At 38.3% G+C, this 13460-nt stretch carries 14 protein-coding genes; 9 read left to right on the top strand and 5 right to left on the bottom strand.

Annotated elements, in window-relative coordinates; genetic code table 11:
- The first annotated feature begins 101 nt into the window (after positions 1 to 101).
- From B2X72_RS16025 to B2X72_RS16005, 5 genes are all read left to right on the top strand, one after another.
- Positions 102 to 755, top strand: a complete 654-nt coding sequence (locus B2X72_RS16025) for an alpha/beta hydrolase (protein WP_286850622.1) — start codon at positions 102 to 104, stop codon at positions 753 to 755.
- Between the two features lie 317 nt (positions 756 to 1072).
- Positions 1073 to 2131, top strand: coding sequence for an L-dopachrome tautomerase-related protein (locus B2X72_RS16020; RefSeq protein ID WP_286850620.1), 1059 nt, complete (start codon positions 1073 to 1075; stop codon positions 2129 to 2131).
- A gap of 330 nt (positions 2132 to 2461) precedes the next feature.
- Positions 2462 to 2776, top strand: coding sequence for a hypothetical protein (locus tag B2X72_RS16015; protein ID WP_286850617.1), 315 nt, complete (start codon positions 2462 to 2464; stop codon positions 2774 to 2776).
- A gap of 32 nt (positions 2777 to 2808) precedes the next feature.
- Entirely contained in the window at positions 2809 to 3129 is a 321-nt protein-coding gene (locus tag B2X72_RS16010; RefSeq protein ID WP_088160907.1) for a hypothetical protein, read from the top strand.
- Positions 3130 to 3271: 142 nt separating this feature from the next.
- A complete protein-coding gene (locus B2X72_RS16005) occupies positions 3272 to 3472 on the top strand; it encodes a hypothetical protein (protein WP_286850616.1) in 201 nt (66 codons plus the stop codon).
- A gap of 12 nt (positions 3473 to 3484) precedes the next feature.
- On the opposite strand, the gene B2X72_RS16000 is transcribed toward B2X72_RS16005, so the two are convergent.
- Positions 3485 to 4255: a DUF72 domain-containing protein gene (locus B2X72_RS16000; protein WP_145331244.1), complete on the bottom strand. Its 771-nt coding sequence runs from the start codon at positions 4253 to 4255 to the stop codon at positions 3485 to 3487.
- Positions 4256 to 4455: 200 nt separating this feature from the next.
- Here B2X72_RS16000 and B2X72_RS15995 point away from each other — a divergent pair, with 200 nt between their 5' ends.
- Entirely contained in the window at positions 4456 to 5565 is a 1110-nt protein-coding gene (locus B2X72_RS15995) for a glutaminyl-peptide cyclotransferase (protein WP_286850612.1), read from the top strand.
- A gap of 63 nt (positions 5566 to 5628) precedes the next feature.
- Here B2X72_RS15995 and B2X72_RS15990 read toward each other — a convergent pair whose 3' ends face one another.
- Both B2X72_RS15990 and B2X72_RS15985 read right to left on the bottom strand, forming a co-directional pair.
- Positions 5629 to 6504: a hypothetical protein gene (locus B2X72_RS15990; RefSeq protein WP_286850610.1), complete on the bottom strand. Its 876-nt coding sequence runs from the start codon at positions 6502 to 6504 to the stop codon at positions 5629 to 5631.
- 26 nt (positions 6505 to 6530) lie between these two features.
- A complete protein-coding gene (locus B2X72_RS15985) occupies positions 6531 to 7031 on the bottom strand; it encodes a hypothetical protein (RefSeq protein WP_145331238.1) in 501 nt (166 codons plus the stop codon).
- Between the two features lie 387 nt (positions 7032 to 7418).
- Between B2X72_RS15985 and B2X72_RS15980 the strand changes: the two genes are divergently transcribed.
- The 3 genes from B2X72_RS15980 (at position 7419) to B2X72_RS15970 (ending at position 8604) form a co-directional block, all read left to right on the top strand.
- A complete protein-coding gene (locus B2X72_RS15980) occupies positions 7419 to 7667 on the top strand; it encodes a redox-active disulfide protein 2 (protein WP_088160902.1) in 249 nt (82 codons plus the stop codon).
- Between the two features lie 7 nt (positions 7668 to 7674).
- Positions 7675 to 7905, top strand: coding sequence for a hypothetical protein (locus B2X72_RS15975; RefSeq protein ID WP_075991818.1), 231 nt, complete (start codon positions 7675 to 7677; stop codon positions 7903 to 7905).
- 114 nt (positions 7906 to 8019) lie between these two features.
- Complete coding sequence (locus tag B2X72_RS15970; RefSeq protein WP_145331236.1) at positions 8020 to 8604, top strand: GNAT family N-acetyltransferase; 585 nt, start codon at positions 8020 to 8022, stop codon at positions 8602 to 8604.
- A 69-nt stretch (positions 8605 to 8673) separates the two neighbouring features.
- Here the strand turns inward: B2X72_RS15970 and B2X72_RS15965 are convergent, their stop codons facing one another.
- Positions 8674 to 10920 (bottom strand): GH92 family glycosyl hydrolase, encoded by a 2247-nt coding sequence (locus B2X72_RS15965; protein ID WP_286850607.1) that lies wholly within the window; start codon positions 10918 to 10920, stop codon positions 8674 to 8676.
- Between the two features lie 34 nt (positions 10921 to 10954).
- Positions 10955 to 13240: a GH92 family glycosyl hydrolase gene (locus tag B2X72_RS15960; protein ID WP_286850605.1), complete on the bottom strand. Its 2286-nt coding sequence runs from the start codon at positions 13238 to 13240 to the stop codon at positions 10955 to 10957.
- Between the last annotated feature and the right edge of the window lie 220 nt (positions 13241 to 13460).

Genomic DNA, 13460 nt, shown 5'->3' with positions numbered 1-13460 from the left:
AACAGGGGCAAAAAATTGATTTTCGAATCAATTTTTTGCCCCTGTTTTATAGCGATAATTCATTAACTTGTCTCCACAAATGGATACAAACACTTGATTAAATGAAAATCACCGCAAGCAAAATATATGTCATCAGCGGATTGGGTGTAGATCAACGTGTATTCAGCAAGATAGACTTTGGCTCGCTTGATATAACCTATCTGGATTGGATTACACCAAGCCTTAATGAACCATTATCTATTTATGCAAAAAGAATATCTGCTAAAATTACCGCAGCGCAACCCATCCTCATTGGGCTTTCTTTCGGAGGAATGCTTGCAATGGAAATTGCCAAAATTATAACTGTTCAACGAGTTATTCTGCTAGCTTCGGCCAAAGGACGGTATGAATTACCCGTACTGTATCGATTAGCGGGTAGACTCAAGCTGAACGTATTTGTCCCTAATGCATTGCTCAAGACCCATAGCTTTCTGTCGGATTATTTTTTTGGTATAGGCTGCAAAGAAGATTCTTTACTGCTAAAACAAATCCTAAAGGATACAGATCCAATCTTTATGGCCTGGGCAATACATCAAATTCTACAATGGAAAAACAATTCGGTTCCGGACAATTTAATTCATATACACGGTAGTAGCGATCGTATTATCCCCATCAAAAATGTAAAGCCCAACTTTATCATTAAGGGTTCGGGACATTTTATGACGGTCACTCATGCCCAGGAAGTTGAAAAACTCTTGCAAGAAATTTGTTCGTAAATCACCAACTTTTAATCACCGAGACCAATCCCAACTTTTCTAGTCGCTCAGAAAATTAAATCCACGTGGATTCGTATCGGCATTAGTCGCACGACATGCTGATCAGTGTAAAAAAGTATTATTTGGAGAAAAGGACAAACAATAATTGAGAATAGAAGGTTCTTCTATGAGAGAGCGGTCTCTTTATGAAGCTAAAAATCCCCCTTTATTACTTAGTGGGACCAGTCAAAAGCAATATAGTTAGGTTAAATTATAACAAGAATATGCGAACACGGTTCATATTAAGTTTTTTATTCTGTCACATCTTTTTTCTCACTATGCTGGCACAAGTCAATAACACTACAGCCCCGAAACTGGAGGTCGCAGCAGCCTTAGGTCCGTACCGTCCGATCGGTGTGAGCGTTACCTCCAGCAATCGATTATTTGTTTCCTTCCCAAAACAAGCGAAAAATTTTCAGTATGCACTTACTGAAATCATCAATGGAAAACCTGTTCCTTATCCAAATGAAGAATGGAATTTAAAAGGAAAAGAGAATTCCCTCTTTGTAAATGTCCAGGATATATTTGTCGATACCGAGGACAATCTCTGGGTGTTGGATTCTAAACCATCTGCTGCTGGATCAATTTTCGGAAAAGATGAAAAATCAACTCAAGGCCATTTTAAATTATTAAAAATCAATACAAATACAAATCAAATTGAACATATTTATCGTTTCGGTGACCTTGATAAAACCAAATCAGGTCTAAATGATATGCGCATTGACCAGAAGCGAAATTTAGCCTATCTCTCCGATCCCGGCCAAGCGGCCATCATTATTTTAGACCTCAAAACTGGACAGACTAGAAAGGCTTTAACTGGAAGCCGTTTTACGCTGGCTGATCCTGAAGTAATATTAAGCTATAACGGTAATGATATGCGTAATGATAATGGAAAACCATTTTCTTCCAACGTGAATGGCATAGCAATAAGTCACGACTTTAAATATCTATATTTCAAACCGATCAATCAAACCCATCTGTATTGTATTGCAACAGAATTTTTAGCGGACGCAAGGCTGACGGATCAAGAATTGGAAGAAAAAGTAGAAGACAAAGGGGAAGTCGGAATTACACATGGCTTACTCGCAGATAGCGTTGGAAATATTTACCTAACATCGTCAATAGATTATAGTATTAAGTATTTAAATCCTGATGGAAATGTGAATACCCTGGTACAGGACTCCCGAATACTTTGGCCCGATTCTATGGGCATCAGCGGAGATGGATACCTTTATTTCTCCTGTGCTCAGCTCTTTAAAGACCCGCAATGGAATAAAGGAGTTGATAAGGTAGAGTTGCCATATTATGTCTTTAAAGTCAAATTACCGAAATTTTGAAAAGAAAGTTACAATAAGTGACGTGCTGAAGCATAAAACTCGCGCTAACACATCTACTTTTTACCTAGGTATTATCCCATGCGCAGCCTTAACAAAATTCCCTTCAAATAGTTCCCCTTTATATTTGTCCACTTTCCCCAGTCACAAGATAAGGTACTGAAATTCAACTTAATAAAAACAATAAAATCGAAGTAAGAGAACAAATCACCGAGACATGCCTCCAATTATAAAAAACAACGGCCTCTTAGATAAAGTATAAAATTTTTAGCAAAAACTTTTTAATACTAATATTTTTAGTATATTTGAATATCAGTTTTAGACAACGCTTTTATGGAACACAGCGCAGCATATGACAATAAGGAATTACACGTAGGTGACATCGTTCGCTTTCATACTCCTTATCCCGATGAAGATCCGAATACGATTTTCATTGTACTGTGGTCATACTATGATCCTACAGGAAAATCATCACGGGCTGAAGTCGTAAAATTTGACCAAAGTTCCAAACAAACGCCTGTTATTCAGAAGTGGTTTATACGAGATTTAGAAAGAGTCCCCGAAGTAAGTCCAGAATTGCTGAAACAAATTGAGCTATTTATGAAAAGTAAACTTGGCAATGCTATTATCAGTAAGCTAGTCATCTAACAAATTTTAGATCTTCAAATTCGACGTAAAATATGGAAAACAAATTCAAAGAGAAACGAGGTATAGTGTCAGGTCCGATCTGGTCTGACTGGCGAGAACAACTTCGGGAAAGTGAATTAATCGGCTTACAACAGAGACTCGAGAAACTAGAAAGAGAAATACTCCTTGATTGGCTGCAATGGCATGATCCAAAAGGAAACTATACAGATCGCAAATGTGTTGAAAATGGCGTGCAGCAGCTTTCCAAATTAAAGGCTGTCGCGTATATACATAAAGAAATCCTGCGTATCCACATGAAAAGAAGATATAATGACTTTTCGAATACCCACGCACAACTCATCTTTAACAACTAAAATTTCAAATTATGGAATCTCTTATTAAACAGATCATAGCGCATCAGCTTCCAAAAATTCTAGCTATGGAATCGCATCGCAAGGATTGGCGTTATCAGCTTATGGCTTAAAAGATAAGACGCTACTCGATAGATTAACGCTTATGAAGAGACAAGAATTACTTACGTGGCTACAATGGTACGATAATGCAGGGACTTACGCTGATCACGACTGCATCCGGAGAGGTATCCCCTTATTTACGAAGGTTCAGGCATTGACCGCAGCTTATCAGCGGATTATGCGTGAACATGAAGGCTGGGACGGCTACATGGGAACGGAATATATCCGTGGCAGTGCACTTTAAAAAAGACACTTTTTAAGTAGGAAATATTTTGCGCGCTGTGATATACTTGGCTAATGTATTCAGATTAGAAAGTGCCGCTCCGATTGTATTATTAAAATAAGTATAGACTTCTTTTCCCTCTGCAATCCAGTCGTTAATATAGGTGCTGTATTCAAACAATATGTTGTCCGTATAGCTTCCTTTATAGTCACCATTTGGGCCATGGAATCGCACATAGATTATGTTTGCATTTGCATCTGCGTATTGAAGACGCATACCTTGCATATTCTTATCATGAATAACCAGATTCATATTATAAGATTTTAACAGTTCAGAAGTTTCTTCCCTATACCAAACTGGATCCCTAAATTCTACACAGATCGGCCACCCTTCACTTCTCTTGTCCTGAGCAATACAATCCAGCAATTCAGCAAGCAATCCAATAGAAGCAAATTTAAAAGATGGTGGTAATTGTATGAGCAAACACCCTTTCTTTTGGCCGACAGCGTCAATAACGGATAGAAATCTAGCGACATCCTGTGGATCAAATTTGAGTTCTTTTTGATGTGTAATTCCTTTCCATAGTTTAAACGTAAAACGAAAGTCATCGGTCGTTTCTTCGGACCATCTTCTGACGGTTTCTTCTCTGGGGATTTTATAAAAAGAACTGTTTACTTCCAATGAATTAAATAATAAGCTATATACAGCCAATCGACTTTTATCCTGAAACTCCTCAGGATAGTAGCTTTTATTCTTGTAAGGCAAAAGGATACCGCTCGTTCCAGTAAAATATAATCTTTCCATACCTTTATAACAATCGGCTAGCATGTAATTGTTCATTTTTTTCTTTCACAGACAAATTATCTTTTGTATTGATCAGCAATTAAATTGCATATAAAAAACAATTTATCTAAGTTTGAGAAACGAGTATTACAGCAACAGCTATGTATACTCAACTCGTTTTCTAGTTTATTAGCGGATAATTAATCAAGCACCCTCTATCAATGCACAAAAAATCTTACCTCATTTTTTTCGTTATTGGCACCATTTTGGGCAGTTGTACCGGAAATAAAAGTAACAATACAAATACAACTTCAAGCTCTCAGCCCGAATATGCCGATGAAAATCCGACATTTACCTTTAACAAAATCAAACAGAGCTATACGCAGGGCGAGGATCTGATCTTAAAGGTGGACAGCGAAAAAACGCCGAAAATGGACTCTGTTATTTACACTATAAACGATAAAAAGATTGGTCAAGTAATCGGAAATGAACCTTTCCGTTATTCATTAAAACAGGAGAAATTTGGCAAGCAGATTATTAAAGCTGTCGTATTTAGTGCTGGAAAACGAGAAGAAAATTCGGTCAACATCGATCTATTCGCGTCCACTCCTCCGCTTTTGCTAAGCTATAGCATTGTGAATATTTACCCCCATGATATCAAAGCTTTCACACAGGGATTGGAGTTCTACAGGGATAATTTGATCGAAAGTACCGGGAATGGGATTGGTCCAAGCGGAAATAAAGGTAAATCGAGTGTTCGTATTGTTAATCCAAAAACGGGTCAACCCACCAAAAAAATTGAATTGGATGATTCAATTTTTGGCGAAGGTGCCACCGTCCTAAATGGAAAATTATATCAGTTGACTTATAAAAACAATCTAGCCTACCTATACGATATAAACAGCCTTTCTGTTATTAAAACACTTCCTTACTTTCAGCCAATGGAAGGCTGGGGTTTAACTTCTGACGGTAAAAACTTATACATGTCCAATGGTTCTGATTATATCTATACGCTGAATCCAAATGACTTCTCAAAAATGGATTATATCCGTGCAGCAACGAACACAGCCATGGTGGATCAAATCAATGAACTGGAATGGGTAAAAGGAAAAATCTATGCAAATTTCTTTATGGAGGATGTCATTGGACGGATCGACCCTAAAACAGGTGCAGTGGAGGCTTTAGTCGATCTATCTAAATTACGTGAACATGTAACACAACATGTGGATTTAGACGTATTAAATGGTATCGCCTACAATAAAAGATCAAACACTTTCTTTGTTACCGGTAAAAACTGGGATAAAATGTTCGAGATAAAGCTAACAGAATAGCTTTATCTCCATTTAAAAACAGCGTATTGTTATGGAAACATTCAAATTTCGGTATCGCTAACTTTATGGTAATTCTTTCATTTTGTTAAAACCTTCGGTTACCATAGGTACAATTTGGGGTGTAAATAACTGTGGCATAAACGTCTTTGCCTCCATATCTTTATTGACAACCCATTCCGTATACTTATCTGCTAAAAATTCCAATCGCTGTGCTGAAGATAATCCTGGTAAAGTATAATAGATACTTTTTTCGCCTTCTTTCCCTTCCATCTGCACATACCTCCCTTTGGTCACGTTCAGGTGACTGCGGTGTTCAAACTCACGTATAAAGAGCTCATCTTTATCGACGTTATCCCACTTGGGGTCACGCGGGCAACAAACCGATCCGTAACTTTCTCTTCGATAAACGGTAAGCATGCCTTTAGGTGAAATTGGTTTAACAAAATCAAACCTCGCGTTATCTTCACCAGAAAGCCGGATACTGTCGACTTTAACCGCACCATCCTCTCTTTTTATGGAATAATAAAAATTGGTCGTCGCAGGTTCTATACACATTCCGTTTTTCGAGGCTTCTTTGGCGACCTCATCATAATACTTCCAATCGGGGACAATCAGTACAAAATGTTGAAGATCGGGATAGAATTCAGTTGACCTTTTTAGTAACTCCAATGGAATTCTAGTACTCAAAAAGAAAACGTAAGTGGAATCTGGCACGATCTGCAAAGGAAGATCTATTAAATAACTGCCGTTTTTCTGAGTCACAAAATCATTGTCGATCATCACAACCTGACCATAGGATTCGCGATACCAATCGGGTTTCACAGTATCAGCCAATGAATACGGGGGTATTGGCTGATGCGCAGCTATTTTGCTCTTACAGGACAATGCCATCATAGGTAAAATGATAAGCAAATACCACTTATTTTTTAGTTTTAACATTGTTATAAAATTAAAATATATTTCAACTACTTTCCTTTTTGACTATCTACTTTTATTCCAGCTCGATTCAAGAAGGCTATTTGATGTCCTAAACACGACTCAGCTAAGGCTGCAATTTTCTCTTTTTCATCAGTAATCTCCCGCAACAGACTTTTCCGAGTCCCTTTTTTCTGTTCATCAATATATTTAATTAATAAAACACCATATCCATCAACGATCTCCGTCATATAACCAATTGTAGCGATGTGAAAACTTTCGGCAGTTTTACTGTATTTCAATTGAGAAGCTTCGCATTTTATTCCTTTTATGTAACTACTCAAAGCACGTGCCTCATTCAATTTCATGTGATAGGAATAGTCTGATTTATCGACATCATATTCCCCTTCCAGCAATTTTCCATAGCTCTCATCCATTTTTTCTCGACAGCTATGAAAGAGCTTAGCCATTTTCACGTTGTACCCCGATTCCAAATTACCCCTACAGGAACACATGGTAAATAGCATAAAGATTAAAGCTAGCATTCTCATTTCTTGATTTTTTTCACAAATAACAGCTTTTTAAAACAGTATTTCCGTCTCGTTTAATATTCGTGGTCTTTGTTTTAAGATTCGTTATTCTCCGCACAATCCACTTGCTCAAAACAATACGCTTATACCTACTTTACACAAATTGTTCGTTACCCAGAAAGTTGAGAAAGTTGCTCTTTTAAAAAATGGAATCCATAATAATCACCTTATGCTCTGTTATTAAGAAAAAAGCTCCTTCAAAACCTACTATTTTAGCCATTTAATTAATCTTTTTTTAAGAAAAACAAGAAAAACGTTATATTTAACAAGATTCACACATCATTTAACGCAGAAAACTTTGTTTCTTAAAAAGAATTACGGAACTTAGAGACTATAAACCACCGAAATATGAATAATAGACCTTTAAACGGAATGACTGACGAAGAGCTTCAAACCAACAAAAAAACTGCCCTGGTAATTACTTGGATGCTCACAACCATGCTTTTTATCCTATTAGGCATGGGAATTTATACCTCAATTAGCAAAGGATTCAGTGCACTGATGGCCATTCCTTTCGCCTTATCTCCCATTGTTATTCTGAATTTTAAAAGAATAAAAGAAATCAATGAAGAACTCAAAATAAGAGGAGCTCAATAAATTCGTCATGAAACACCTCTCATTATTCGTATTCTTTATTTTCATCGCGGATATCGCATTTGGTCAAGAGATAAGTAAATCAACGACACAGACGATCACACAATCGGGTATTGGACTCGGTTCTGTAATTGCCGTTGTCACCTCATGGGATCGCAACAAATCTATACTTTGGGCTTTAATTCATGGAATACTTGGCTGGTTATATGTCATCTATTTTGCATTCACCCGCAACGAGTAACGATTCTTAAATATGATTCTCACCAGAAGAGCCAAGCCGATCATGACCAGAATGTTTTTTCTTACATAACATCGCGATCAATACCTTTTCTATATCTCGTCTCCAATCAAACACATGAGTTCCACACCTATTTCCCATACAGATTTTGTCATTGAAGAAGTCAAAGAATCTAGCATTAACTTAATTTCCGAACTAGTAGACCTGACTTTTAATATTGTCCAAGGAGGTGCCTCCGTAGGTTTCATGGAAGATCTAACAGTTGAACAGGCAAAAAAATTTTGGACTGATGTACTGAACAAGGTCAAGGAACAGAAAATAATATTGATTATTGCAAGAGATGCCTTTACCCATCGAATCGCAGGAACTGTTCAACTGCAAATCGACCTCCCATCAAATCAGACACATCGTGCAGATGTAGCCAAAATGTTAGTCCATACTGACTTTCGAAGAATGGGCATTGCACAAAATTTACTTCAACACATTGAAAATAAAGCCATTGATCTAAATAAGACACTATTGGTACTAGATACTGTAACCGATAGCCCGGCTTATATTATGTATCAAAAATGTGGCTGGACGATAGTCGGAGATATCCCAAATTATGCGCTCTTCCCGAATGGAACATGGTGTAGCACGACATACTTTTACAAAAACCTGATTGTTCCAGCAGACAAAATAAAAAGCCTCCGAAACGATTAAACATTCATTGGGAGGCTTCTCTTAATTATTTGAAGGCTTCACTTAAGAAGACCTATAGACCTATTGATCCTATTTATTTTTGTACCATACTGGCCCTGGTTTTTCACCCATTTCTAACACCAATGTCGCTCCGGACATAATTTGTTCATGTGTGATATAACTTGTTTCAAGAGGCTTACCATCGATCGTAATGGCTTGTATATAAATATTGGATTTACTGACATGGTTAGCTTTCACGGTAAATTTCTTTCCATTGGACAACTTCAATTCAGCTTTTTCAAATAAAGGGGTACCGATTTCGTATTTTCCACTTATGGGATCTACAGGATAAAATCCCAATGAGCTGAATACATACCAAGCCGACATCTGCCCGCAGTCATCATTTCCACTTAATCCCGAAGGTGTATTCAAGTAAAGTTTGTTCATTACCTCTGCCGCATATTGCTGCGTTTTCCAAGGCTGTCCAACGGCATTGAATAAATAGAGTGCATGATGGCTCGGCTCGTTACCATGCGCATACTGCCCAATCATTCCTGTACTAAAAATTGGAAGCTTGCTGGTGTCAGAAGGATGAAATGTAAACATGCTATCTAACTTCTGTCCAAAGCGCTCTTGTCCACCAACGAGTTTAATCAATCCAGGGATATCATGTTGCACAGACCAAAAATATTGCCATGCATTACTTTCACAAATATGCGCACTATATTCCTCCGCATCAAATGGGGTAATAAACTTACCATGGCTATCTCGAGGTTGCATAAATGAAGTAGCCGGATTATACACATTTTTATAATTTTGAGCTCTTGCAAAAAATGTTCCTGCAATCTCTTTCTTTCCCATCTTATCGGCCATCATTGCGATGCAATGATCGTCATAGGCATATTCAAGCGTTCTTGATAGGGACCAGTTTTCGGCATTGTATTCATCTTTGACATCATAAGGCACATAGCCTAGTTTCTTATACAGACCTATGCCCCGATAATTGTCAATATTAGCTGTGGCAACACAAGCTTCTAACGCTTTTGATGCATCAAAATCACCGATTCCTTTTAAATATGCATCTACAATGACAGGAATGGCGTGATTCCCAATCATCATATCCGTTTCACTCCCGTAAATATTCCATACCGGTAATCGGCCGTGCTGTTCATAAAAGGCGATGAAGGACTTAATCATATCATTTACTCGACTAGGGTCGATATACGTAAATAATGGATGCGAGGCTCTATAAGTGTCCCAAAGTGAGAACGTGCTATAATTGGTCCAACCTTCGGCCTGATGTACCTTCCGGTCAGCCCCCATATATGCACCATCAACATCACCGAAAATCGTCGGTGCTAACATGGAATGATATAACGCTGTATAGAACTTAACCTGCTCCTCTTTGTCTTTGGTCTCGATCGCTACCCTACCCAATTCGTGATTCCAATTTTGCTCGGCCTCCTTTACATAATAATCAAAGTCATCTTTTGGAACTTCTGCTTTTAAGTTTTTGGAAGCGCCTTCCATACTTACACCCGAAAGGGCCGTACTTAAAGTCACTTGTTCTCCAGCTGCTGTCTTGAAATCAAAACGTGCTTTGAATGCTGTACCAATGCGTTTTGCACTTTTTGCCGTTGTATCAGCGCTGGATAATATTGCTGAACTATCGATATGAACGGCCATAAAAGGCTTAGAAAACCGAGTTTCAAAATAAACGCGTTGGCCCCTTGCCCAGCCCTCCGAAAAACGATAACCACGAATAGTGACAGAATCAACCACTTCGATGTGCGAATCCGTGGTAGCATCCCAATTCATTGCTTTCTTTAAGTCTAAAAATACAGCAGACTCGGCTTTTGGAAAGGTATAACGTTGAATGCCGCAGCGTGCCGTTGCTGTCAGCTCCACATTTATATCGTAATCAGTAAGTTTTACCTGATAGTATCCGGCGTGAGCCTTTTCGTCTTTATGCGAAAATTTGGAATGTATACCTAAGGGAGCCGCGGCTTCATGATATGGTAAGGTAACCGGCATAAAAGATATGTTGTACAAGTCACCGGCACCAGTTCCACTTAAATGTGTATGGCTAAAACCAGAAATCGTACTGTCGGGATAAAAGTATCCGGAAATACGGTCCCAGCCGGGTAGTCCATTATCTGGGCTAAGCTGTACCATTCCAAAAGGTGACTGTGCTCCAGGATATGTATTGCCTGTAAAATCCGTTCCAATAAAAGGATTTACATATCCGACATAAGAAGTCTTATCGGAGTTTTTTAGTGAAGCACAACCAATTAAGGACAAAAGGCCTGCACAGACCGCATAATTAATATATTTCATCGTGTAGATCAGTTTTTCAGTTTAGTTTGCCTAATTATCTATTTCCAGTAACGATTAGAATATCCTTACTGTTGACCAAAGTTTGATGGTTGATTTTAAATCCATTGAATGGTTTTCCATCGATAACGATCTTTTTGATATAATCACCAGCACCCTCTTTTTGACGTCTTATCGTCACTTTGTCGCCGTTTGGATAATATTTCTTATCGAGCTGGATGGTCACTTTGTCGAATACAGGTGTTACAACGGTATAATCTGGTCTACCTGGACAAAAAGGATAGATTCCAATCATGTTCATTAAAGCCCATGTAGACATTGTTCCCGTATCGTCATTTCCCGGTATCCCCCCAGGACTGTTTGTAAAATGTTTCTCCAAAATTTCTTTAACCAATTTTTGGGTACGCCATTCTTCTCCTTTGATTTCTGAAAACACATGTGGATACAGCATATCTGGTTCGTTGGTAACATCAAAATACCCTTTATCAAACGTTGCCTGCAGTCTATCCACAAATTTTTGCTTTCCGCCCATCAATTTCACCAAACCAGGGATATCAAATGGTATGGCAAAACTATAGTTCCAGGCGTTACCTTCATGGAAACCATGATTAGGTTCAAAATTGGCGCCCATTAATGGGCTAAATGGACTTAAAAACTCGCCGTTAGGAAGAATAGGTCTGAAAGTCCCATACTCCGAAGAATAATAATGTTTATATCCTTGTGCTCGCTTAGCAAAAAGCTGGGCATCTTTGGTTTTCCCCAATGAACCAGCCAACTGCGCTAGATTCCAATCTGCAACATAATATTCAATGGCATGAGATACCGAATTATCGAATGAATCGCGCAGTGGAACATACCCATACTTCACATAGTCCGCATTGTCTGGTCTAATTTTATTCGTGGAGTCCGTAGTCGTTGCCGATTTCACAAACGCTTCATAAGCTGTATTGATATCAAAATCCCGAATGCCTTTCATCCATGCATCGACGATCACTGGTACTGCAGGGTCGCCATCCATAGTATAGCTTTCTCGGCTATACAACTCCCATTTGGGCATCCAACCACTTTCCTTATAAATATCGATCATGGAACGTATCATGCCCACTTGCTTATCGGGATAAACCAGTGACATTAAAGGCTGAACATTTCGGTACGTATCCCATAGCGAAAACACGGTGTAACGATTGTGATCTGCAACAAGTGTTTTCCGACTTTCCATTGCCGGATATTCTCCGTTTACATCCTGCAAGATATTTGGATGAATCATGGCATGATATAATGCTGTATAGAACACTGTTTTTTGGTCCTCTGTACCACCTTCTACCTGTATCTTTGACAATGCATTGTTCCAAAGCGAAGCTGCATTCTTTTGTATTTTTTCAAAGCTAAAGTCTGCTTGCTCAGCATCTAGATTTTTACGCGCATTCTCAACGCTCACAAATGATACGGCCAGCTGTACTTCTAAGCTTTCATTTTCTTTGAAATCAAAACTAAAATATGCGCCAAGATCATCGCCGGAAAGCTGATCGGTATAGTCCGTAAAAATTTTATATTTTCCGGCATCTTTATTCCAATCGTTTTCCCATTTTTCTCCGGCACGCTGGAATTTCCAATATCCTCTTTTTGACGGTTTTTTATTGACACGCATAACAAAGAAGATTGGATAAACAGCCTGATTGTTCGTGTAACAGAAGGAGCCCAACAATTTAGATCCCTCTATTTCGGTATCACTTACGTAACGAACTGTTGCTCCCGTTTCATTTGTTAAACCTTCGCCCAAATTAAGCAGGATATTTGCCTGTCCTTTTGGAAAAGTAAATTTAGAAACACCTACACGGGTTGTCGCTGAAACTTCGGTTTTGATACCGTATTTCTTTAACACATTGCTATAATACCCCGGATGGGCAACCTCCTGCGTATAGGTACTTCCATATTGATGATAATCAACCTCTAATTTACCTGAAGTTGGCATCAACAACAAACTTCCCATGTCTGGACATCCTACCCCACTTAAATTAACATGAGAAAAACCTGTAAAATAACTGTTGCTATGTTCATAGGGAGTAGACCACCATCTTGCATCTTTATCAAATGCATTAAGTGATGATCCCATTACATTAAACGGAGAAACATTCATCAAGCCGTTGGGAACCTGAGCACCCGGATTAGTTGTTCCATAATTGCTGGTACCGATAAACGGGTTGACATAGTCTGTAGGAAGCTTTTGGGCAGAAACGTTCTCCCAAAGAAATAATCCTAAAAGTAAAAAACGAATAGATTTGATCATATAATCTTGATAGACGCCATTGTTAATTGCTTTCATTCAAGCAAACACCATAGGCCGCGCATTTTAGCGTGTACCTACAATACTACAGATAATCGCAAAGATTTACAAATCTTATAAATGGTTATATCGATGATTTTACGTTTGTTAATAGGATTTAGCAAAACTATACATGTTAAGCAAAGAGATTTATGATTGTCAATAACAACAAAAGCCTGAAGTGGGGAACTTCAGGCTTTTACTAACTAACCAATTATTA

This window comes from Sphingobacterium sp. UBA7253 (assembly GCF_002472745.1).
GTDB classification, from domain to species: domain Bacteria; phylum Bacteroidota; class Bacteroidia; order Sphingobacteriales; family Sphingobacteriaceae; genus Sphingobacterium; species Sphingobacterium siyangense.
The sequence above is the reverse complement of the archived record's forward strand: the minus strand, read 5'-3'. Positions and strand labels throughout refer to the sequence as shown.

Bases quoted from the DNA above. Each gene is read 5' to 3' on its own strand.
- B2X72_RS16025 (WP_286850622.1), top strand. From the start codon at position 102: ATGAAAATCACCGCAAGCAAAATATATGTCATCAGCGGATTGGGTGTA.
- B2X72_RS16020 (WP_286850620.1), top strand. From the start codon at position 1,073: ATGCTGGCACAAGTCAATAACACTACAGCCCCGAAACTGGAGGTCGCA.
- B2X72_RS16015 (WP_286850617.1), top strand. From the start codon at position 2,462: ATGGAACACAGCGCAGCATATGACAATAAGGAATTACACGTAGGTGAC.
- B2X72_RS16010 (WP_088160907.1), top strand. From the start codon at position 2,809: ATGGAAAACAAATTCAAAGAGAAACGAGGTATAGTGTCAGGTCCGATC.
- B2X72_RS16005 (WP_286850616.1), top strand. From the start codon at position 3,272: ATGAAGAGACAAGAATTACTTACGTGGCTACAATGGTACGATAATGCA.
- B2X72_RS16000 (WP_145331244.1), bottom strand. From the start codon at position 4,255: ATGGAAAGATTATATTTTACTGGAACGAGCGGTATCCTTTTGCCTTAC.
- B2X72_RS15995 (WP_286850612.1), top strand. From the start codon at position 4,456: ATGCACAAAAAATCTTACCTCATTTTTTTCGTTATTGGCACCATTTTG.
- B2X72_RS15990 (WP_286850610.1), bottom strand. From the start codon at position 6,504: ATGTTAAAACTAAAAAATAAGTGGTATTTGCTTATCATTTTACCTATG.
- B2X72_RS15985 (WP_145331238.1), bottom strand. From the start codon at position 7,031: ATGAGAATGCTAGCTTTAATCTTTATGCTATTTACCATGTGTTCCTGT.
- B2X72_RS15980 (WP_088160902.1), top strand. From the start codon at position 7,419: ATGAATAATAGACCTTTAAACGGAATGACTGACGAAGAGCTTCAAACC.
- B2X72_RS15975 (WP_075991818.1), top strand. From the start codon at position 7,675: ATGAAACACCTCTCATTATTCGTATTCTTTATTTTCATCGCGGATATC.
- B2X72_RS15970 (WP_145331236.1), top strand. From the start codon at position 8,020: ATGAGTTCCACACCTATTTCCCATACAGATTTTGTCATTGAAGAAGTC.
- B2X72_RS15965 (WP_286850607.1), bottom strand. From the start codon at position 10,920: ATGAAATATATTAATTATGCGGTCTGTGCAGGCCTTTTGTCCTTAATT.
- B2X72_RS15960 (WP_286850605.1), bottom strand. From the start codon at position 13,240: ATGAAAGCAATTAACAATGGCGTCTATCAAGATTATATGATCAAATCT.